Origin of the sequence: Pseudonocardia sp. ICBG162 (assembly GCF_020496225.1) — a bacterium.
GTDB classification, from domain to species: domain Bacteria; phylum Actinomycetota; class Actinomycetes; order Mycobacteriales; family Pseudonocardiaceae; genus Pseudonocardia; species Pseudonocardia alni.
Genome location: NZ_JAHLJD010000031.1, coordinates 94,486 through 118,799, shown reverse-complemented (window position 1 = coordinate 118,799; position 24,314 = coordinate 94,486). Strand labels below are relative to the sequence as shown.

The window sequence follows — 24,314 nt, the reverse complement described above, 5'->3', positions numbered from 1 at the left end:
CCCCGGGTGCTGCTCGTCGGCGACGGCATGGGGCACCGCGCCGACCGGGCCCGCGGCACCGCGGAGTCCCTCGTCGGCCGGGCCGACACCGACCGGGCCGGGCGGCCGCGCAACGACGTGGCCCAGCGGCTGGCGACGGGCCGTGCGCGGGCGCTGGCCGCGGCCGTGTTCCTGCGCGGGCAGCTCGCGGACGTCCCCGGGGTCCGGATCGTGCACCGCGCCGCGGTCGACGCACCGGACGGTGTCGTGCCCCGGCCGGGCCGCGGCGTGCAGGCGCACGTCGACGCGCCGGTGCCGCGCACCGTCATGGGCGACCCGCAGGGCCGTCACCTGCAGGACGTGCCTCGCCGGGTCCACGTCCCGCTGCTGGGCGGACGGTTCACCGCCGACGTCCGACGCGCCCTGGAGATGTGGATCGCCCGGACCGGCGACCCCTCCGCCGTGCACGTGTGGGCCGACGCCCCCGCCCGCGGCCACGGTGGGCTCTCGGCCGTGTCCCGGCGCCGCCTGACCGACCTCGGGGTCACCGTCCGCGACGTCTCCACCGACCTCCCGTCCGGCACCCGCGCGACCGACCGGATCCTCAACCACCGGCTCCGCACCGGTTCCTTCACCGGGGTCGGCACGGACATCGCGCTGTCGGTCGTCCACTCCGAGGGCGGCGTCTGGGCCGACCCGGCCGTGCGCGCCACCGGCGACGGCCCACCCGCCCCGCTCCCCGCGACCATGCCCCGCATGCCCGGCGGCGTCACCGACGGCGAGCCGCTGTTCCCGCTGCTCACCGGCCGCGTGGACGGGCTCGACGGTCCCGGTACCGGGCTGCTCGTCGCCCCACCCGGCTCGGCGCTGCTGCAGACCCTGCTCAACTCCGACCGGCTCGGCGAGGACGGGTTCCTCACGGGCCGTCTGCAGGAGCACCTCGACTCCCGCCCGGTGGACCTGACCGCGCGGGCCGACCGCGGCACCGAGGCCGACCTGCGCACCGACCTCGGCTCCGGCCGGTTCCGTGTCGACGACCACGTGCTGTCGCCGTGGACCGGCCGCGACGTGCCCGCCCCGGCCGCCGCGCCCCGCTCGCTGCTGCGGGTGCAGTCGGTGGGCCCCGAACAGCGGCGCGCCGTCGCGGACCTCATCGCGTCGATGGTCCCGGGCGCATCGGCACGGCGGTCGGGGACGGCGACGTCGTCGCAGCTCGACGCGATGCTCACGCACCGGCCGTCGGCGCTGCACCAGGGACTGCCCTTCGAGGTCGAGGTCGGCGGCCGCCGCTACGAGGCCGTCGTCGCCGTGGACCACGACCCCGGCCGCCGGGGCCACGGCCCCGACCCCGCCGCGACCGACGGCACCGAGCAGATCCGGCGCGGCACCGACAACCTCGTCGAGGGCCGCTACGACGACAGCAGCCGCGCCGTCCCGATCGCCGGCTCCGGCGGCTCGCTCGCCGGGTACGGCGGTGCCGCGGTCACCGTGACCGGGGGCGACACCGTCGGGCACCGGACCCGCAAGACGGTCAACAACGACGTCGGCTACGACGCCAAGCACACCCCGGCCGCCGACGTCCCGGTCCGCTTCACCGTCACCCTGCGCGACGAGTCCGGCGCCGTCGTCGGGCCCGGACCACGCGTCCTGGACGGCACCGCCACCGGATGGTTCGACCAGCCGACCCCGAACGCCGGCGCCCGCCCCGCCGTCGAGCTCGGTCCCGGCGCCGGGCCCGCGCTGTCCAACGCCGCGGTCCTCGACGTCCGTGGACCCGGCCCGGACGCGGTCCTGGCCGCGCTGGCCGACCAGCTCCCGCCCGGGCTGCTGCAACCGGGGTCCCCGGGCCGCAACCGGCTGCTGCACTTCCTGTCCGACAACCACCTCGCCCACCACTACGAACGGTTCACCACCGGCTGGGTGCGCTCGGACGAGCTGCGCAACCCCGGCGGGCCACCGGTGTACGTCGAGTCCCGGCTGGTGCCGAAGAAGGGGTCGTGGCTGGCCGAGCTCGACGGCAAGACCACCAAGCAGCAGCGCATCGACTGGGGCGTCGAGGGCAGCAGAAGCTCCCGTCTCGGTGTCTCCGGGGAGATCCGCGGGGGCTGGCGGTTCTTCCCGAAGGTGGCCTTCCTGCACCTCGGCCCGTACCTCGGGGTGGGCTGGAACCGCAGCCGCGGCTGGGCGGCCACCCACATCGGGGCGTCGCGGCGCAACGTCGACCAGAGCTCCCTGGGCGCCTACGAGGTCGAGTTCGTGCGCGAGACCAGGGTGCGGTGGGGGTCGACCAGCCCCGTCGCACCCCCGGCCCGGACGCCGGTGGAACTGGTCCTCGCCGACTCCCCGCACAACGCCCGCGACGCGGGACTGCCCGTCTCCGAGTCCGTCCGCGACGCCCGCAACACCGACCGCCGGACCGACACGCTCCCGCCCTACCTGGCCGCGGGCCTGGGCATCGGCCGGGGCCACATGCACTCCCTCGGCGACGCACCGACCCGGCTGCGCGAGCGGATCGACCAGATCATCGCCTCGGTCGGCGGCCCGTTCGCGGCTCTCGCCGACGGCGACGGGACCCACCGCGCGTCGAGGAGCAGCTCGACGGTGCGCGACCTCGGTGAGACCTGGCGGATGCTCGACCACAACACCACCCAGACGCTGCTGGGCACCAGCGCCGACTCCCTCTACGACGGCGGCGTCGACCTCGTGCTCGCGCGCAACCGCTTCCGCAGCACCGAGTACCTGCACCTGAGGATCACCGCCGAGATGCTCGACGTCGGCGACGAGGGCCCGCTCGACGGGATCAGCGTCAAGACCAGTGCCGGCAACCGCACCGAGTCCCTCAGCGGTGCCGCCACCGGGATCGAGGGGACGCTGGGGCTGCGGGCCGGGCTCGGGTTCGAGGCCGGCGCGGTCTACCCGGGCCTGGGGGCACGGGCCTCGGCCGGTCTCGGCCACAGCGACAGCGGTGCCGGCGGCACCATCACCGGCCGGCGCGCGGTCGCCGGTCCCGCCGGGCCCTCGCACCGGGTCACCGGCGAGAACCTCTACACCATCACCGCGGAACGGTTCAGCGAGACCAACGCGTTCGGGCGGCTCACCGGAATCGGTGCACCCGGTCGGCACGTGAGCCCCCGGACCCCGGTGGAGCTGCCCGACGGCCCGCCGATCCGGGAGCCGTTCGCGCTGGACGTGCCCGCCGACGAGATGCTCACCCCGGGCACGCCGCCGGAGGCCCAGGGCATCCGCAGCCGGCCGCGGATCACCATGGACAGCCCGGTCGGTGCCCGGCGCCGGGACTTCGCGCAGACCCTGCTGGCCGACAGCACCTTCACCTGGGTCGGTGGGGTCAGGGAGCGCCGCACCGCCGCCGAGGCCGCGCTCACCGCCGCCGCCGCCGGGGGAGACGCGGTACTGGGCCGGCGCGGGACCGAGGACGGCCGCGCGCTCGAGGCCGTCCTGGCCCCGCAGCGGGTGTCCAACGACCGCGGGGTCACCGAACGCGGGCTCGCCACACCCGAGCAGGTGCACAAGCGCCGCTGGCGGGACCGGCGCGGCACCGTCGTGTCCACCCTGGGCCTCTACGACCTGCGGGTCGTCGACGTGCGGCACGCGCCGCCGACCGGCCGCGCCCGCAGCGAGGTCGTCTACGGCGGCTACGTCGCGTCCGGCTCGTCGTCGAACGCCCGGGGCGCCCAGGGACGGGCCGGGTTCGAGGTCAACGACTCGTCGCTGACCGCCCAGGAGCTGGAGCAGTCCTCGCGCCACCCCACCGGGTCGGGCGGGATCCACGGCGGCTACCAGGCCGGCGCCCGCGACACCGGGGCCCAGGGGACCCTCGGTGCGCGCGAGACGTTCAACGACGGGTCCGGTGGCCGGTCGTTCGTCGTGAAGGCCCGTGGCGTGGTCACCCACCGGGCGACGTCGTGGGAGAGCAACCAGCTCCTCGACACCGTGCACACCCCCACCCGCCGGACCGCCATCCGCTACGTCGACCTGCCCGACCACGTGTTCCTGTCCGTCGGCGAGGAGCAGATGCGGGTGTGGGGCCTGCTCCCGCAGGAGGAGAACCGCCCGCACCAGGCACCGGTGGACCTGCAGGTGCCGCCGACGCTGCGCGGCGACGACCCCGTCGCCGGTCTGGGCTGGCCCACCGACGAGGGGCTGCGCGCCCCGCTGGCCGACATCAACGACCAGCTCCCCGGGCACTTCGCCGGCCGGCTCGACGCCGACGAGGTCGCGCTGCTGACCGAGCGGCTCACCGATCCGCAGCGGGGCATCTCCGCGGCCGACCTGAAGGGGCTGCACAGCAGCCTCGGCGGGGACGGGGTGCCGTTCAGCGCCTCCCGGCGGGGCTTCTTCGTCCACCACGACCTGTCCGGGCACCTGTCGTTCGTGCCGGACACCACCCCGGGAGCGACGCGCGTCGAGCAGGTCGTCCACGACGGGCACGCGCCCAAGGTGGAGCAGTACTTCGCCGACCAGCGCTCGTCGACGTCGGTGCGCAGCTCCGGCCCGGTCGCGCAGTTCGGCGGCACCCTCGGCGGCCGGGGCGGCAGCGGTGGCGAGGACCCGTACTACGGCGGCGGCTCCGGCGGGCTCGCCGCGTCCTCGTCGCGGACCGACGTGCACACCGACACCACGGCCGACACCGTCCGGACCTGGCGCTTCCTCGGCTACGACGGGCCCACCGCGATCATCGGGCAGACCGGTCGTCTCTCGCTGACCGTCACCCGCGACGGCGAGACCATCCCCGGCCCGACGTCGGCGCCGTTCACGCTCCGCCACCGGGTGCCCGCGGCGTTCCTGTCGTCCCTGCCGGACCTGCCGCAGCCGCCCCCGGACCAGACCCGCCGGGCCGGACCCGGTGGTGACGCGCCGCGGATCGACCCGGACACGGCGATGGGCGTCGTCCGCACCGACGCCGTGGCGATGAGCCGCGCGGTGCAGGACCACCTCGCGACGGTGGACGTGCCGGACGCGTTCCGACGGCCCGGCGAGGGGGGCCGCCACCAGCTCGACGTGCTGTTCTCGCCCGAACACCTCGACTCGTGGATCCCGTCGATGCTGAAGGGCTCGGCGACGCTCCCGCCGGTCGTGCACCCCACCCAGGTGGGCGTGACGCTGACCCCGCGGATCACGGCGACCCCGGTGTCGCTGCACACCGACGGGGTGTCCTCGGCGATGAACCTCGGCGCCGAGTCCAACTTCCACATCGGGACCCAGACCGCGTCGTCGCAGACCCACTCCGGTGACGTCGTCGGCTCGGTCGTCGGGGAGGGCCGCGACGTCGGCAGCAGCCGCGGCGACGCGCGCGCCGACGGCGCGGCCGGAGCCTCCACGAGCAACCGCGGCGGCCAGGCACCGTTGATCGGGCGCGAGCACGAGACGAAGCTCGGCGACCCCGTCCGGCTGCTCGGCGGCCGGTTCGACTACCGGATCGAGCTGGAGCTGAACCGGCCGGGCCGGGCCCCGGAGACGTTCACGGTGCCGACGGTGACCGGCACCGGGATGCGGCTGTTCCTGCCCGAACGCCACGCCGCGGACCTGCTCGGACCGATGCCCGAGACGGTGCGCACCGCGATGGAGCAGGAGAAGACCCGCGCCGGCGAGTGGCGGGCCGCCGACACCGCGCTGGTGGAGCTGCAGCGCCGGAACGACCAGCTGTGGCTCGACGCGGGCCCCGGCGGCCGCGCCACCCTGGCTCGGGACCGGGCCGCCGAGATCGCGGCGATCGACGCCGACCGACGGACCGCCGCCACCCGGTTCGACGAGGCGGCCCGGGCCTGGGCGCAGGCCAAGACCGACCTCGACCGCCGCGTCCGCGAGTGGGTGAGCCCCGGTGCCGGTCGCGACGACGTCGTCCCGCCCCCGCCCGTGCGTCCCGCCCCGCCGCCCGCACCGCCCGCACCGCCTGCCCCGGCGCCGCCGCAGCGTCCGGCCGCGGCCGCACCGGCCCCGTCGCCGGTCCCCGAGGGGATGCCCCCGGCGGTGCCGCACCCGTCGGTGCCCGAGGCGCCCACCGACGCCCAGGCCGCGGCGATCGGCCAGGCCCTGCAGGTCTACGACCGGCCGTCCGGCCCGGACGAGGTGCGCGAGGCGTACGCGCAGTGGCGCGGGCGCGGCGAGCCGATGCCGCGCGGGGGCGACTGGTCGCTGGCCGCGGCCGTCGCGAACCCGGACCTGGTCGGTGACGGGCCGGGTGCCCGTGCGATCGGCGTCGAGGCGGAGTTCCTCCGCCACCGGTTGGTGAACCTCGCGGAGTTCGTCGCCCCCGGTGACGAGCTCGCCGGGTCCACGGCCCTCACGGCGGTGGCCGAGATCGGCCCGTCGGGCATGACGCTGGAGCTGGTCACCCAGCCGGCCGGCCTCCTCGACGGCGACGTCGGCCGGGTGCCGCTCGAGGAGAGTGCGGCGGCGCTGGACCGGGTGCTGCAGCGGCTGGCCGCCCTGACCGGTCCCGCGCCGCTCTCCACCATCTTCCCGTCGCCGGAGTACCGGCTCTCCTCCGACGCCGACGGGGTCCGGGTCGAGCCCCTGACCGGGTCCGGCGGGGTCACGGTGTCGCCCCACTACACCGCCGGGACCGCCGTCGCCGGACTCGCGGACCTGCTGACCTGGCTGTCCGGCCGGTCGGCGGCGGTCAACGTGTTCCCGGCCCACGCGGCCCGCCTGCACCTGGCGGACGGGCTGGAGCTGGGCCGCCGGGTGGCCGAGGAGATGGTGACCGACCCGGCGTTCGCCGACCGGCCGCCGCACACCCTGGCCGCGACCCGGACGGCCGTGCACGGCACGGTCGCCGCCCTCTACCTGCAGTTCGCGGCCATGTCCCAGCGCCTGCACGCCGACGGCGGAGTCGCGCTGACCAAGAACTTCTCCGCGTTCAACCTGCGGCACTTCCCCGACCACGTCGTCGAGGGCACCGGCCCGGAGGGCGCCGCCTGGCTGCACCGCAACACGGGCCCGGTGATGGAGCGGTTCGCCTCGACGTTCCGTGCCCTCGACCCGCAGGGACACCGCCGGGACCCCGACCCCGGCCTGCTCGACCGCAGGCTCCCCCCGCGCCGCATGAACGACTCCGACCCCAGCACCGCGACCCTGCGCGACTGGCTGTACGGCGGGCTCAGCGACGACCCGCAGCGCCGCCGGGTGGGCCCCGACGAGGCGCTGGGGATCAGCACCACGCTGCCGGAGCTCGACCACAACCGCGCCGCGGACGGCACGCCCCGGCTGACCCCGCCCGCCGCCGTGGGGGAGATGCGCCACGAGGGGCCGCGCACCCAGCGCGACGGCGGGTCGCCGTTCGCCGGTCCCCAGGACCTGCAGACCGGCATCCGCGAGATCGGTACGGCGAGCCGGGAGGCCTACAGCGCGGCCGAGGCGCTGCTCGCCCAGGCGTCGATCGCGGCGACGCCGTTCGCCGCCCCGGGGACGTGGGCCCCCGCCCTGCGCGGTGAGAGCCTCGGCGCCGGCCTCGACGCGGGGCTGGCCGCCCACGAGACCTGGCGGGGGACCCCCCGGGTCGCGTACGGCTCCGCGGCGACCCCGCTCGCGGCCGCCGTCGCCGACGTCGAGAACGCCTTCGGCGCTCCGCTCGCCCCGGTCGGGGAGGGACCGGAGGCGTTCGGCACGGTCGTCGACCGGATCCGGCGGGCCGGCCACGGGGCCGACGCGATCGTCCACGCCTACCCGGAGGCCGCCGAGCCCGGCCGCTCCTACGGTCGCGGCGACTGGGTCGGGCCGGTGCGTCGCGTCTGGAACCTGGTCAACCACGAGGGCACCGTCTGGCTCGTCGACCCGCGGACCGGCACGGCCACCGTCGCCGGTCCGGACCCGATCCCGCGGATCGGCCGGGTGTTCGCCGTGGGCGCCGATCCCGGCGCGGCCCCGATCCGGTTCACCCCCGACGCCGCGGCCCGGACCACTCCGGACGACCCGGGCGCGGGGGCCCGCCCCGAGACAGGCCCGCCCGGCGACGGGCCGACCACCACGGCCGGTCCGGATACCGGGCCGCCCGCCCCCTCCCGGTCGTGGCGCCCCGGCCCGCTGTGGCGCACGGACGCGACGCCGGCCGCCCCGCAGCTCCGGGACCCGCTGCAGCCCGCGCAATGGGACGCCCGCCGTGGCGACGCGACGCCCGGGACCGCGCACACCGAGCAGATCCGCGTCCTGCAGCAGCCGGACGGCACCCTGACCCCGCAGGGCAACCCGGTGACCGTCGACGTGCGCCGCATCGAGGTCGAGCCGGGACGGTGGGTGCGCGAGCTGACCCTGCCGCTGCACCTCGTCGGGGACCCGGCACACGTCGCCCGCGCCACGGAGCTGGCCACGCAGGCGCTGCGCGACCACGTCGACGGCCGCTACACGCTGCCCGGCGGCGACCAGCTGCACCTGCGCATCGAGCCGACGACGCGGGCCGACGCCAACCGCGTCCTCGTGACCTCCGAGCCGGGGTACACCGGGGCGAACTCGACGTCGCTGCACTGGCGGATGGAGCACCTCGAGCGCGGCGACGACCCCGCGCAGGCGGTCGGCCGCACGTTCCACGAGCTGCTGCACCGGGTCGGCCTGCCCGACCGCTACCGGGTCCCCGGCGCGGTCCTCGGCGGGGTCGTCGACGGGACCGGTGTGATGGGCACGGACTGGCGGAGCACGCTGCTCACCGGCGCCGACCTGGCCCGGATCGACGAGGTCGCACGCCAGGCCCCCACCCACGACCTGCCGCTGCCGGCGCCGCGGGACGCCACCCCACCCGCCCCGCCCGCCGCGGAGGGCCCGCCGGTGCGCGGCGCCGACGGCGACCCGATCGCCCCGGACTCCTTCGACTGGGGCACGACCCGCTCCGGCACCGACGCCCCGGGGGACACCGGGGATCCGCTCGGGCCGGAGAGCACGCACGGCTCGTCCGACACCGGGAGCACCCACGGTCCCGGCGACGCGACCCGGCTCACCGTCGCGTTCGACGAGGGTGTCCACCGTGTGGACGCGACCGGGCGGGCCGCCGTGCAGGCCGCCACCGACCGGTGGATCGACGACGTCGTCGCGGCCCGCGCCGAGGGCCGCCCCACCCCGGCCCTGACGGTGACCGGGCACGGCAACGGCTCCCGCTCGGCGTCGCGGGCGTGGGCCGACCGCACCGGCGCCGAGCGGACCGGGCTCGACCGGGCCCGCGACGTCGAGTCGATCGCCCGGGCCCGGCTGCGCGCACGGGTCGTCAACGGCGCGACCGGCGGGCTCGCGGAACGGGAGTTCCGGATCGTCGCCGCCGGGACCGTGCGACCGCCGTCGCCCGGGGCGTCCCCGGCCGAGCACCGTGTCGCGGTGCTGGGGCGCGACACCGCCGACGTCACCGCCGTGGACTCGGTGCACGACGTGCCGTTCCGCAGCCACACCACCCGCCTGGACGCCGCCGCCCGCCGTGAGCTGCAGGGCATCGCCGAGCAGGTCCGTGAACGGGCCCGCCTCGCCCGCGACCAGGGGCTGCCGCCGCCGCGGGTCCGGCTCGTCGGCGACGGCATCGGCCACCGCGCCGACCGGCTCCGCGGTGACGCGCGCAGGCTGCTGGGCGACGCCGACACCGACCGGGCCGGTCGCGCGCGCGACGACGTCGACCACCGCCGCACCACCGGGCACGGTCGTGCCACCGCGGCCGCGGTCTACCTGCGCGGCCTGCTCGCCGACGTCGAGGGCGGGGTCCGGGTCACCGCCCGCTCCGCCGTCGACGCGCCCGACGGCGTCGTCCCACCCCCGTCGCGCGGGGTGCAGGCGCTCGTCGACCAGCCCGTCCGGCGCACCGTGATGGGCGACCAGGACGGGCGCCACCTCGCCGACGTCCCGCGCCGGGTGCACCTCCCGATGCTGGACGGGCGGCTGGACGCACAGATCCTGCAGTCGCTGGACGTGTGGGCGGAGCGGACCGGCGACCCCGCCACCGTGCACGTCTGGACCGACGCGGGCCGGCTCACCGACACCGCCCGGGCCGGCCTGGACCGGCGTGGGTTCACCATCCGCGACGTCGCCACCGAGTTCCCCGCGGGCACCCGACCCTCTGACCGCATCCTCAGCCGGTTGATCGCCGGCGACCTCGACCGGGCCCGTGCGGACGTCGCCGTCGCCGTCCTGCACCGCGACGGCGGCATCTGGGCCGAGCCCGGAGTGCTCCCGGGCGCCCTCGGCCCGCTTCCGGACACGATGCCGCGGATGCCGCGCGGCCTCGTCGACGGCGAACCGCTGTTCCCGCTGCTCACCCGACCCGACGGCGACGGCTCCGCCCCGCCGCCCACCGGGCTCGTGGTCGCCCCGCCCGGGTCGCCGTTCCTCGGTGCGCTGCTGGACTCCCCGCGTCTGGCCGAGGACGGTTTCGTCGCCGGTCGGCTGCACGAGTACCTGGAGACCCGGGGCCTGGTCGACCTCGACGCGCCCCGCGACCCAAACGCGGTGCGCGCGCTGCGCGACGACCTGGAGTCGGGCCGCTACCGCTTCGACGACGACGTCCTGGCCCCCTGGACCGGTCCCGACGCCGGTCCCCGGCGCGGCGACGGGCCCGCGGGGGCCGGTACGTCGACCCGCGCCGGCGGTCCCGGCCCGGACCGGCTGCTGCGCGTCCGGACCGTCGGCGCCGACCAGCGCCGCGCCGTCGCCGAGCTGATCGACGAGATGGTCCCCGGCCGCCACCGTCGCCGGGACCGGGCGGTGGCCGAGCAGCTCGACGAGATGCTGCAGGCCCGTCCGGAGGCGCTGCACAGCGGCCTGCCGTTCGACGTCCGGGTCGGCGGCCGGGTCTACGAGGCCGTCGTCGCGATCGGCGAGGACCCGACCCGTCCGGGTCCGGCCCGCGGTGCGGACGCCCCCGCGGCCACCGACGGCACCGAGCAGATCCGCCGGGGCACCGCCAACCACGTCGAGGGCCTCGCCCACACCTCCGGCCTGTCGGTCCCGGTCGTCGGCACCGGCGGTTCCATCACCGGCTTCGCCGGCGGCGGGATCACCCTCGGCGGCAGCGACACCGTGCACCACCGCACGCGCAAGACCGTGAACGTCGACGTCGGCTACGACGGCAAGCACGCCCCGGCCGGCGACGTCCCGGTGCGCTTCACCGTGACGCTGCGCGACGACTCCGGCGCCCTCGTCGGACCGGGCCCGCGCACCCTCGCCGGCACCGCGAGCGGCTGGTTCGACACCGCCGACCGCAGGCCCGGCGGGCGCGTCCCCGCCCCGCTGGACGGGACCGCGGGCCCCGCGCTGTCCAACGCCGCGGTCCTCGACATCCGCACCCCCGGCGTCGACGCCGCACTGGCCGCGCTGGCCGGTCAGCTCCCGCCGGCGCTGGTCAGGCCCGGGACCCCGGGACACAACCGGCTCGCGCACTTCCTGTCCGACAACACCCTCACCCACCACTTCCAGCGGCTGACCGGCGGCTGGATGAAGTCCGACGAGCTGGCCGTCGGCGGTGGCCGGTCGGCGTTCGTGATGGCCCGGCTGGTCCCCAGGGCCGGCTCGTGGCGCGGTCCGGTCGCCGGGAAGACGACGCTGTCCCAGCGCATCGACTGGGGTGTGGAGTCCGGCCGCAGCCGGGGACGCGGTGTGTCCGGTGAGCTGCGTGGCGGCTGGCGGGTCGCTCCGAAGTTCCTGTTCATGAACCTGGGGCCCTACGTCGGCGCGGGCTGGAACCACCGCCGCGGGTGGGCCGCCAACCACATCAGCGCCTCCCGGCGCAACGTCGACCAGACCCGGCTGCAGGCCTTCGACGTCGACTTCGACCTGGAGATGAAGGTCGCCTGGGGCTCGACGAGCGAGACCGCCCCGCCGGTGCGGGTCCCGGTCGAGACCCTGCTCGCCGACGACCCGCACAACGCCCGCGACGCCGGTCTCCCGGTCCCCGACGAGATCCGCGACGCCCCCCGTTCGGCCCGCACCGACACCCTGCCGCCCTACATCGCGGCGGGCCGCGGCATCGGTCGCGCCCACGTGCACTCGCTGGGCGACGCCCCGGCCCGGCTGCGGGAGCGCATCGAGCGGATCGCCGCCTCCGAGGAGGGCGGCATGGCCTCGCTGGTCGACCACGACGGGTCGCAGCGCACGGCGTCGAAGGCCGGCACGGTCGAGGGCTTCAGCGAGAGCTGGCGGATGCTCGACCACCAGACGACCCACGCCGTCCTCGGTGCGACGGCCGACCAGCTCTACGACGGCGGCGTGCACCTGCTGTACTCCCGGGACGGGGTACGGCACACCGAGTACCTGCACGTCCGCGTCGACGCGGTGATGTCCGACGTCGTCGACGAGGGCCCGCGGGCGGGCGTCGCCGTGAAGACCAGCGCGGGCCACCGCAAGGAGTCCACGGCGAGCTCGGGCAGCGCGTTCGACGCCGGGTTCGGCGGCCGGTTCGGCCTGAGCTTCGACGTCGGCCCGATGTACCTGGGCGGGACGGCCCGTGCCGGGTACGCCCACGGCGGCGACGCCGGGGGCGCGGTCGGCACCGTCACCGGCCGGCGCAGCGTCGGCGGCCCCGGCGGCGACGCGCACCGGGTCACCGGCGTCAACACCTACCGCGTGACGGCGGAGAGGTTCTCGGTCACCAACGCGTTCGGCCGGGTCACCGGCGTCGGCACGCCGGGCCTGCAGGCCGTCGAGCGGACCCCGGTGCGCGACGTCGCCGAGCCGCCCGTCGCCGAGCCGTTCGCCCTCGACGTGCCGAAGGACGAGATGCTGCGGCCGGGCGCGCCGCCGCACCTGCGGCGCATCCCGATGCCGGGCGCCCCGACGGCCACCCCGATCCGGCCGAACCGGACCAATCTCGCCCCGACCCTGCGGCCCGACACGATCATCACCTGGGTCGGCGGGGCGGGCGCCCGGCGCGCGGCCATGGAGGCGGCGTTCGACGCGACGACCGGTGCCGGGGTGCTCGCCCGGTCCGGCACCGATGACGGCCGCGCCCTCGACATGACCTTCGGCCCGGAGCGGGTCGCCAACGACCGCACCGTCACGCAGAAGGGGATCGGGACACCGGTCTTCGTACACAAGGGGCGCCTGTTCGACCGGCGCGGCACGGGCGAGGGCGAGCTGATGCTGTACCGCCCGCGGATCCTGTCGGTGGACCACGCGCCGCCGGTGGACCGTTCCCGCAGCGAGGTCGTCTACAGCGGTGGCCTGGCCTCGGGCAGCAGCAACCGCACGCACACCGTCACCGGCCGCACCGGCGTCGAGATCAGCGACAAGGCGCTGACGGCGCAGGACATCGCCGCGGCCGACGGGCACCCGACCGGCTCGGGCGGCGCGCACGCCGGCTACCGGGCGTCGCACCGGGCCGGGCGGTCGCGCGGCACGGCGGGGGCCAGCGAGACCTTCCACGACCTGGGCAGCAGCCGCTCCTACGTGGTCGTCATGGACGGGGTCTTCAAGGCGACGGCCCGCACGACGGTGACCAACCAGCTCCTGGACCTGGTGCGCACGCCGGCCGAACGGACCGCGACCCGCTACGTCGAGCTGCGCCGGCAGGTCTACGTCTCCGCCGGTGAGGCGCAGCTGCGGGACTGGGGGCTGCTGCCCCCGGAGCTCCCGCGCCCCGACACGTCCGAGGTGCCCCTGCTGGTGCCGTCGCGGCTGCGCGGGACCTCGCCGGTGGTGGGCCTGGGCTGGGCCATGGACGAGGACATCGCCCGCCCCCTCGCCGACCTCGCCGCGAAGATCCCCGGGCACTTCGACGGAAGGCTCCCGGCGGCCGACGTCCGCACCCTGACCGAGCGGTTCACCGACCCGCAGCGCGGGTTCACCGCGACGGACCTGAAGGGCATGCAGGACAGCCTGGGCGGCAACGGCCTGACCTTCACCGGCTCCCGCGGCGGCGTGGTCGGCCACCACGACCTGACCGGGACCCTGCGGTTCGTGCCCGACCCGGCACCGGACGCGGCGCGGGTGGAGCGGGTCGTCCACGACGGGCACGCGCCGAAGGTCGAGCAGTACGTCAGCGACCAGCGGATGAGCGTGACCGCGGTGTCGTCCGGGCCGAGCGCCGACATCGGCGGCAGCGCGGGGGGCCGGGAGGGCTCCGTCGACGGGAGCGCGCACTACGGCGGTGGGCTCGCCGCCGCGGGCGCGTCCTGGTCCTCGACGACCCACCGCCCCGACGCGACGGCCCACACCTACCGCGGCTGGCGCTGGCTGGGGTCCGACGGCCCGACCGCGATCCTCGGCCGCGACGGGCATCTGGAGCTGTCGGTGTCCCGGAACGGGACGACCACCCCGTCGCTGGCCTCGGTGCCGTTCACCCTGCGCCGGCGGGTCCCGGTGTCGTTCCTGTCGACCCGGCCCGACCCGGCGGTCCCGCCGCCGGACCAGATGCGTCCGGCGGCCGACGGGCGCCCCGCGGCGACGGTCGACCCGGAGACCGTCCTCGGCAACATCCGGGGCGACGCGCAGCGCGCCCGGACCGCGTTGCAGCAGGCGCTGCAGGCCGCGGACGTCCCCCGGGCCTGGACGACCCCGGGGGAGCCCGGCCACCACGCCCTCGACGCGATGTTCACCCCCGAGTACCTCGACACCTGGATCCCGCTGCTGCTCGACGGCCCGACCGACCTGCCGCCGGTCGCGCACCCGAGCCTGCCCGGGTACGTGCTGACGCCGCGGCTGCGCATCGTGCCCGAGTCGCTGTACACCGAGGCCGTGTCGGCCCAGCTCGGGGTCGGTGCGGAGTCCAACTCCATGACCTCGACGGTCGCCGGTCCCTACAGCGACGTGTCCGGTGGCGTCGGCGCCGGACTGCTCGGGGACGGCCGCACCGTCGGCGAGTCCCGCGGGGACCTGCGCGGCGACGCCCAGGGGCAGGCGTCGGCGAGCAACCGGTCGATGCAGCTGCCCCTGACCGGACGCGAGCACGAGACCAAGCTCGGCGGCTCGGTCCGGATCCTCAGTGGCTCCTACCGCTACGACGTCGAGGCGGTCCTCACCCGGCCCGGTCGCGACGACCTGCACGTCGCGGGCACGACGCGCGGCGGGGACCTGCGCCTGTTCATCGCCGAACGCGACGCCGAGACGCTGCTGGGCCCGATGCCGGCCGATGTCCGTTCCGCGATGACCGAGGAGAAGGCACGCGCGGACGCCTGGCGCGCCGCCGACAAGGAGCTCGTCGCGGTCCAGCACCGCTACGACGCGCTCTGGCTCGACACCCCCGCGGCGGACCGCCCCCGCCTGGAGGGCCTGCGCGGCGAGAAGACCGGTGACATCGCGACCGACCTCCGTGTGGCCGGCGAGAAGTACGCCGACGCCGCCCGCGGGTGGGCCGAGGCCAAGACCGAGCTGGACCGGCGCACCGCGGAGTGGGTGCAGCGGCGTCCGGTGGCGTCCGCACCGCTGCCGCCCCGGGTGCCGCGGCTGGCCACGATCCCCGAGGGCGAGGAGCCCCCGGCGACCCCGCCGTCGCCGCCGCGCCCCGCCGACACCTCCTCGGAGCGGGCCCCGCGCTCGTCGACGGTCACCGGGCCGCGCACGACCACCGGGCCGGCCACGGACCCCGGAGCGAAGGCTTCCGGGGCGAAGGACGCCGGTGCGAAGGACGCCGGGGCGAAGGACCCCGGTGCGAAGGACCCCGGCAGGAAGGACGCAGGCGGGAAGGACGCAGGCGGGAAGGACGCCGGCACCGCGCGCGACACCCCGGCGCCGACCCGGCCGGGGAGGAGCACGGCCCCGGCTGACCCCGGGACGGTCGTGCACCCGCCCCTCCCGGCGCCGGAGATGCCGACGCGACCGCAGATGGACGCCCTCCGTGTCGCCCTGGACAACCGCGGGCTGCGCTCCAGCCGCGACGACTCGTTCGAGGTCTACCAGCGCTGGCGCGAGCAGGGCCGCCCGGTGCCGGAGTCCCCGGCCGAGCTGGCCCGCGCCGCGGTCGAGCACGCCGACCGGAACGGGTACACCGCCGAGGGACGCCTCACCACTGCGGTCACCGGCCGGGACGGGGTCCCACGACCGTTCGTGTCGCCGGACCGCTGGGCGCACCTGCTGCAGGGCGACACCGTGGACTCCGCCGTGGCCGTCGTGGAGACCTGGCACGGGGCTCCCCGGCTGCCCGACGCGGGCTACCGCCGCCCGGCGGACGAGGTCGTCGCCGAGGGGCTCGGCACCGAGCTGGTCGTCATCGGCGACGGCGCGGGCGCGTGGGCCGCGGTGTCCACGGCCGTCCGGGACGCGGGGCACGGTTCCTCGGCCGTCGTGGAGGCCGTCCGGGACACCGGCCGGCGGGGACCGCGCCTCGCTCCCACCACCTGGGTGCTGCTCCAGGACGGGGACACCCAGTGGCTGGTCGACCCGCGTGCGGGCACCGCGACGCGGGTCGGGCCCGACGGTCCGCCCGCCGTCCGCGGGGTGCGCGCCGCCGCGGTCACCGGCGGCCGGGCGCCGCTCCCGCTACCCACCCACCCGGCCGGGCCGGAGACCCCGCCGCGCCCGGAGCCGACCCCGCGCCCGGAGCCGACCCCGCGGACGGAGCCGACGTCGCGGACGGAGCCGACGTCGCGGACGGAGCCGGATCCGATGGAGGAGTCCGTCCCGGACGCCGGCGGACCCGTCCTCACCCCGCTGCGGCTCGCGGAGATCCGCTCCGCGCTCCGGGACCTGCGCGACGACGCCGGGCTGCCCCGCACCCCGCGGGACGCGGCCGACCTCGACGCCCGCCGCGCGTTCGACCGCTGGTCCGCGCTCGGCCGCGAGATGCCGGCCGACGCGCGCCGGCTCGCCCGTGAGGTCGCCGAGGTCGCCCTGACCGGCGGTGTCCTGCGGCTGCGCGGCGGCGCCCCCGACGGTCCGGCCCACCGGTCCGGCCCCGTCGCCGACACCCCCGCGACGCGGCCGGACGGCGCTCCCGTCCCGCGGCCGTCCGTCCCCCGGCCGGACGGTGTCCTGCGCGCCGCGGTGACCCGGGTCCGGCGGCTCATGACCGGCCCCGGCACACCGCTGCCGACACCGGTCTCCGCCGGGCGTGCGCTGCCGGTCTCCCTGCTGCGCAACCACCGCTTCGCGCTGCACCGGGACTGGGCACGGATGCTCACCGGCACCTCGTTCGACGTCCACCTCGCCTTCCACGACATGTGGCAGGGCAGGCCCCGGGCCGCGGGACCGGACGTCCCGGTGGCCGACCGGTTCGAGGCCGTCACCCGTGCCCACGGTCGCCCGCCGGTGCGGGTGGGTACCGGCCCGGACGCGCTGCTGTCGGTGGCGGCGACCGTCCGGTCGGCGGGACACGGGGCCGAGGCCCTGGTCCTCGCCTCGGGCGGCCCGCTGTACGACGGCTCCGCACACACCCTGGTCAACGTGCGGGGCACGGTCTGGCTGGTGGACCCGGCCGCGGGGTCCGCGGTGGACCCGGCGTCGTCGTCGGTGTCGGTCGGCGCGTGGGTGGCGGCCGTCGGTACGGACGCCGACGGCGCGGGCCTGCCGTTCGAGGTGGCCCCGCCCGGCCCGCCTCCGGTCCTGGGCACCGCCCGGGGCCCGCTGGGCGCGTCCCGTGACGGCGTCCCCCTCCGCGTGTCCATCGGGCCCTCGGCCGTGCCCGGCTACCTGCCCGCCGCGCGGGTCGCGTCCTCCCCGCTCGACCCGTCGAGCGCGGCCTGGCGCCGGCAACGTGAGCAGGCCGCACCCGCCGAGGCGGGCGCCGACGTGGTGCAGCCGTGGGTGGACGCCGACGGTCGGCCGGCCGGCCGCGGGACCCGGGCCACCTTCGACGTCCGCCGGTTCGAGGTCGAACCCGGACGCTGGGTGCGGGAGCTGACGCTGGCGATCCGGTTCACCGGCACCCCGCGGGCCGTCGAGGCCGCCTCGGCCCTCGCCCGGGAGACGGCCGAGGAGATCAGCGCCCGGAACTACCTGTTCCCGGACGGCGACCAGCTGCACGTCTCGGTCGAGCTGGCCGACCACCGCATCACCCCGCACACGGTCGCGGTGGTGGACGACTCCTACGTGCACGGCACCGACCACTCGCACAGCTCACGCTGGAACCTGGTCCAGATCCGGGACAACCTCGCCGCGGGCCTGCGCTCCACCGCCATGCACGAGATGGCGCACCGGCTCGGCACCGTGGACCGCTACACCCGCGACGCGTCGGACTCGGCGGTCGCCTCCGTGCGGGACTGGACCGGCATCATGGGGGCGCTGGAGAACCGCAGCCGCCTGCTCAGCAACACCGACATCGAGCGCATCGACCTGGCGTCCCGGCACGCGGTGGTCCACAGCCTGCGGCTGCCCGACGCCGACGCCGACACCGCCGCGGCGGGCCGCGGCCGGCGGGCCGCGCCCGCCGGGGTGCCGGAGATCGTCGTGCAGCCCGCGCCCGACGCCGGGTTCCGGCCCTCCACAGTCCCGTCGGGACAGATGCTCGCCGCCATCGACCGGGCCCTCGCCGGGCGCGGACTCGCCGCCCCCCGCTCGGCGGTCCTGGCCGCCTACGCCCGGTGGAACGAGCGGACCTCCGGCCTGTCCTACACGACCGACCAGCTGGCGGCGCACACCGTCGACCTGATCGAGCGTTCCGGCGAGGCCAGGACGCTGCCGGCGGCGCCCCCGACTGCGGCCGCCGCGGCGGACCCGTTCGCGCTGCTCAGCCCGCAGACCGGGCCCCGGCCCGGGGCCGGGATCACCGCGCTGCTGGGCGGCCCCCCGGCCACCCGGCAGGCCCCAGCCGGGCTGGACGCCCTGCTCCTCGGGCGCCCGGCACCCGGGGCCGACGGTCCCGCCCCGGCCGCCGGCCTCGACGCGCTGCTGCTCGGTGATCCGTCGTCGCGGTCCGGTGCGGACGGCGCCGCGCCGGAGCAGCCGCGGGCCGACCGTCGTCCGTCCGGAGGGGAGTGGACCGGGTCGGCCGCGGACGCGGTGGAGTTCCGCCGCCTGTGGCGCGGCGACCCGGCACCGGCCGGCTCCCCGGTCGGCGACCCCGTCGAGCAGGCCTTCGGCGCCCACCCCGCCGACGTGGGTGCCGGCCGGGCCGCCATGGTGCGGGTCGTCCGCGCCGTGGCCGACGCGGGTCCCGGCGCGGACGCGCTGCTGCAGGGGATGCCCGAGCCCCTCCCGGCGGGCACCCGGTCCCGGCGCGGCGACTGGGTCGGCCCGGTCCGCCGCACCTGGCTCCTGGTCAACGACGCGGGCTCGGTACGGCTGGTCGACCTGGCCGCGGGGACGAACGTCGAGGCGACCCCGGGCGGGATCGAGCGGCTGGGCCGGCTGCGGGCCGTCGCCGCCCACCCCGACGGCAGCCCGCTGGACCTCCCGCCGGTCGACACCGGCCGTCCGCGGCTGGACGTCACCGACGAGCCCGGCGCCCGGTTCGCCCTGCGGTCCGACGCGCACCGGCTCCTCGGGCCCGGCCTCGACGGCCACCTCGCACTGCACGACATGTGGTGGGGGCGGCCCCGCCCGGCCGACCCCGACCTCCCGGCCGGCGAGCACGCCGCCGCGGTCGAACGCACCTACGGCCACCCGCCCACCGAGGTCGGGACCGGGCAGGCGGCGCTCGACCGGGCCGTCGAGACGGTCCGCCGGGCCGGCGACGGCGCCGACGCGCTGCTGCTGGTCCGTGCCCCCGGCGACACCACCGAGACCCCGGTCAGCGTCGTCCGGGCCGACGGGCAGACGCTCGTCGTGCTCCCCGACGGGCCCCGCGCCGCCTGGGCGGGGGAGGCCACCGTGCCGGACGGCGCCGTCGTCCGTGCCGTCGGTGTCGGCGCCGACGGCGGCCGGCTGCCGTTCCCGGCCCCCGAGCGGCCGGCACCGGCCCCGCTCCCGGGCCCGGCCGCGCCGCCCCCGCCTGCGGGCCCCGCGCCGGCCCCGCGCCGTGGCCCGGACCCGCTGCTGCTGGCCTGGGACGGGCAGCTCCGTCCGGGGCGCCTCGACACCGGCCCGACCTGGTACCCCGGGACGCTGCCGCGCGCCACGCCGCTCACCGACCCGCTGCAGCCGGGTCCCGCCTGGGAACGTGCGCTCGCCGCTCCCGGCCGGACGGCGCTCCCGGAGACGCCGCGGGCCGCCGAGGTCGACGGGGCGATGGGCGCCGTCGGCGGCGATCTGCTGTTCGAGGTGCGCCGGTTCGAGGCGGAGCCGGGCCGCCGGGTCACCCACGTGACGCTGCCGATCGTGTTCGACGGCCCGCCCGAGGCCCGGCGGCAGGCCCGCGCACTCGCCGAGGCGGCCGTCGCCCGCGTCAACGGCACCTACGCCTTCTCCGACGGGGACCAGTTCCACCTCGCCGTCGACCCCGATCCGCGGCCGGGCCCCCGGTACCGCATCCGGGTCACCGACGAGGAGCTGGGCGACGGGTTCGACGGGGTCTCCGACCACCGGCACTGGCGGGTCGACCGGATCCTCGACGAGCTCGCCACGACCGGGGCCGACGTCGCCCTGCACGAGCTGCTGCACCTGGTCGGCCTGAAGGACCGCTACGGCGGCGACGCGACCCTGGCGCTGGTCGGCGGCGTCGTCGACACCGACGGTGTCATGGGCGTCCTCGAGACCCGGCGCGACGTGCTCACCCAGGCCGATCTTGACGAGATCGAGACCACGGTCCGCCAGGTCGTCGTCGACGAGCAGCGGCTGCCCGGGTCCCCGGCCGGCATCGACGCCTCGGCCCGCTCGACGATCACCCCGGGCGTCGACCAGCGGGAGGCGATCGACACCGAGCTCGCCTCCCGCCGGCTGACCGCGAGCGACGAGGACGTCCGCTCGGTCTACACACGGTGGCGTCGGACCACCACGCCGCTGGCCGTCGACGTCGTCGAGGCCGCCCGTGCCGTGGTCGCACTCGGGGTGGCGCGCGGAGCGTTCCGGGCCGTCGACGACGCCGTCGCGGGGCAGAGTCCGACCGTGCCGTCGCTCGTCGTCCTCGACCCCGGCACGATCGGCTCCGCCGCGACGAGATCGTCGGCCCCGCGGACGGTGGACGACCTGGCCTGGACCTACTCCGGATCGAACCCCACCTACGCAGCCGAGTTGCACGAGGCCTGGCACGGGCGGTCGCCCGCTCCCCGCGAGGAGCCGTCCGGGCCCGTCGGCACCCGTCGGATGCTGGAGCAGACCTTCGGCACCCCGATGACCCCGATCGGAACCGGTCCGGCCGCGCTCGGCACGGTCATCGACACCGTCCGGGCGGCCGGGCCGGGCGCCGACGCGGTGGTCTGGGGCTCGTTCGAGCGCGACCCCGCGATCCCCCCGACCGGGGAGGGGCACCTCCGGCTGGTCGGGCCGACCTACTGGAACCTGCTCAACGACGGCGGCGCGGTGCAGCTCGTCGAGCTGCGTACCGCTGACGTCGTCCCGGCCACCGCCGACCACCTGAGCCACCTGGGCCGGGTCGAGGCGGTCGGGACCGGCGCCGACGGCGTGGCGCTGGTCTTCCCCCGGGAGGACCGCCCGTTCGTTGCGCGGATCCCGTTCTCCGACGACCCGACGGCCGTGTTCAGCCTGCACGAGCCGACCTGGCGGCAGCTGCGGGGATCCGGGCTCGACGGGCACCTGGCGGTGCACGATCTCTGGTGGGGCCGCCCTCGCGCCACGCCGGACGCCGTCGCGACGCCCGAGCCGGCCGCCGCACCCGATCCGGTCGGCACCGCGGACCCGGCCGGGAGCGGGAGGAACCGGGAGGACGCCCGGGAGCAGATCGAGCGGACGTTCGGGTTCCCGCCGGTCGACATCGGCGCCGGCCCGGACGCGTGGGCCCGGTTCGCCGACGCGCTGCACACCGGTGGCCATGGCGGCTCCGGCCTGGTCCGGATCGAGCACCCGGGCGACGGTCGCGTCGAGACGCTCTCCGTGGTGCAGGTCGAGGGTGACGTTCTCGTACTGACCCCGTCCGACGGCGGCGTCGTGCTCGCCGAGCACGTCGTCGTCCCCGAGGATGCGCGCCTCACCGCGGTGGGCGTCACCGGCGCGGGCGACCGTGTGCGGACCGTCCCGGTCGGCGAGCCGGCACCGTCCGTGCCCGGGCCACCGGCGCCCGAGGCGCCGCCGCTGCCGCCCGCCGACGCCCGTCCGGCCGCCCTCCCCGGCGGTGCGGAGCCGCGCCACCGCGTCGGCCCCCGATGGCACGGGGGCCGTGAGCCGGCGGCGGACTCCGAGCAGCTGTACCGCCGCGACGTCGTCTGGGACGCCCAGCGGGCCGCGGCCCCGGTGACCGTCGTACGGCCCGACGCGGTCACGGTGCTCCCGCCCGACGGACAGGGCACCGGGGTCTCCCGGTACGACGACCTCGCGCCGGTGGAGGTGCGCCGCTACGAGGTGTTCCCCGGGCACTTCGTCCGTGAGCTGACCGCTGCGGTGCGCCTGGTGGGTGACCCGGCCGCGGTCGCCGAGGCCACCGCGCTGGCCGTCGAACAGCTGGAGCTGCTCAACCACCGCTACCGGCTTCCCGGCGGGGACCAGCTGCACCTGAGCCTCGATCTCTCGCCCACCCGCCCCGAGCACCAGGTCGTCGTGGTGGAGGACGTGCCGTGGGTGCGCGGGCAGTCGGCCACGTCCCATCAGGGGCGCTGGCAGCTGAGCCAGATCCGCAGCCTGAAGGCGACGGGGTCCGCCGTCGCGGCGCACGAGCTCTCCCACGTGTTCGGCCTGCCGGACAGGTACGGCCCGCACGGGAACGACGCCGCCGTCGGCGGGACCACCGCGTACGAGGCCTTGATGGGGCCCGACGGCATCCTGGTGTACACCGAGGCCGACCTGGCCCGCCTCGACGCCCTGTTCGGCGGGTCGCAGCTGCCGAGCAGGCCGCTGCCGTCGGTCACCGCGCCGACGGCCGGGGATCGGCTGGTGCCCGGCCACCACCAGTGGGCCGCGATCCAGAACGTGCTGAGGGACCTGGGTCTCCCCGTCGTCCGGGACGACCTCCCGGAGCCGATCGCCCCGGACGGGCCGACCGGGTCCGGCGATGCCGCGGCGACCGCGCGTGACCGCGCGGCGTACCACGGGGACGAGGCCTACCGCACGGCGCTGCTGGACGCCTACGACGCGTGGCGGCGGCGGACCTCCCCGCTTCCCTTCGACGTCGACACGCTCGCCCGTGCGACCGTCTCACTGGCCGAGATGCGCAACCTGGTGCGCGACCTGCTCCCGTTCACCGCCGACCGGACGGACCGGTTCGCGCTGCACCGTGGGGCGTGGGAGGAGCTGGCGGACACCGGTCTCGACGGGCATCTGGCGCTGCACGACCTGTGGCGGGGACGCCCGCGGGAGGTCGTCGCCGAGCCCGCGGCGGATGCGGTCGAGCAGACCTTCGGCGCCCCGCCGGCGGAGATCGGTACCGGCGTCGCCGCCTGGGTGCAGGTCTACAACGGCCTGTTCCACGGCGGGGACGGCAGCTCGGCGCTGGTCCGGATGCACGACCCGGCCACCGGACGGACCGAGACGGTGTCGATGATCCACAGCCGGGGGGCGGTGGTCGTGCTGACCCCGTCCGACGGCGGCGTCGTCGCCGCGGTGCGGCGGGAGCCGGGCGCCGGCGTGGTCGTCTCGGCCGTGGGGACGGACCGCGACGGGAACCCGCTCCGGCTGCACGGTCCCGCCCCGGACGACACCGTGGCCACACCGGGCGGTCCGACCACGGGTGCCGACGAGGTCGTCGTGGCCCCCGCCGCCCCGCCGGCGCACGAGAGCTGGGTCTCCGAGGCGGTCCCGAGCTGGGACGTCGACGGTGACGCGCCCGCCCCCGTGCCCGGCCGTCCACCCGCAGACACCACGAACCGCCCCCGAACGGAGCACCGTCCATGAGCACCGCCCCCGACCACACGCCCGCCCCCGAGGGCGGGCCCGCCGAGCCCGAGGTCCCCGGCACGGCCGAGGACCGGATCGCCTACCTCGTCGACCCCGCCTGGCGGCCGACCCCGGAGCAGTCCCAGCCCGACCCGACCCGGATCGTGGGGGCCTGGATCCTGCGCGCCGACGGCGGGGTCGAGGGGTTCCAGACCAACCCCGACTACGTCCCCGCGGACCCCGGGTCGCCGACCGACCCCGTCGACGCCGTCCTGCAGATCCTGGCCCTGGACCGGGCGGACGGCCTGCGTCCCGAGGCCGAGACCCTCGAGCTGCTCGACACCGTCCTGCTCGAGGCCCGGCTCGGGGTGGCCCTCGACGAGACCGGCGTCGCCGTGGTCCGGCCGGCGCCCGGCGGCGGCGTGGTCCCCGTCGTCACCGCCGCCGCGCACCGCGACCGGGTCACCGGCGTCGCGTCCTGGCGCGAGACCACCGCCGCGGAGCTGGCCGCCGCCCTGCCCGCCGAGGGCGTCGACGTCGTGGTCAACCCCGACTCGCCCGCCCCGGCGCTGATCCCGGCCGCGACGCTGCGCTCGCTCACCGGCGGGGCCCCCACCGGGTGA

At 77.3% G+C, this 24,314-nt stretch carries 2 protein-coding genes (1 of these 2 running past the window's edge); both read left to right on the top strand.

Annotated elements, in window-relative coordinates; genetic code table 11:
* Positions 1 to 23,709: the 3' portion of a toxin glutamine deamidase domain-containing protein gene (locus KPL60_RS25380; protein ID WP_226367431.1), read on the top strand. 5,448 nt of this gene lie to the left of the window's left edge; only the last 23,709 of its 29,157 coding nucleotides appear in the window; its start codon lies off the left edge, out of view; its stop codon occupies positions 23,707 to 23,709.
* Positions 23,706 to 24,314: a type VII secretion system-associated protein gene (locus tag KPL60_RS25375; RefSeq protein WP_226367430.1), complete on the top strand. Its 609-nt coding sequence runs from the start codon at positions 23,706 to 23,708 to the stop codon at positions 24,312 to 24,314. The genes KPL60_RS25380 and KPL60_RS25375 overlap by 4 nt, the downstream gene beginning before the upstream one ends.

Coding starts and splice junctions, on each gene's coding strand:
- KPL60_RS25375 (WP_226367430.1), top strand. CDS start 23,706: ATGAGCACCGCCCCCGACCACACGCCCGCCCCCGAGGGCGGGCCCGCC.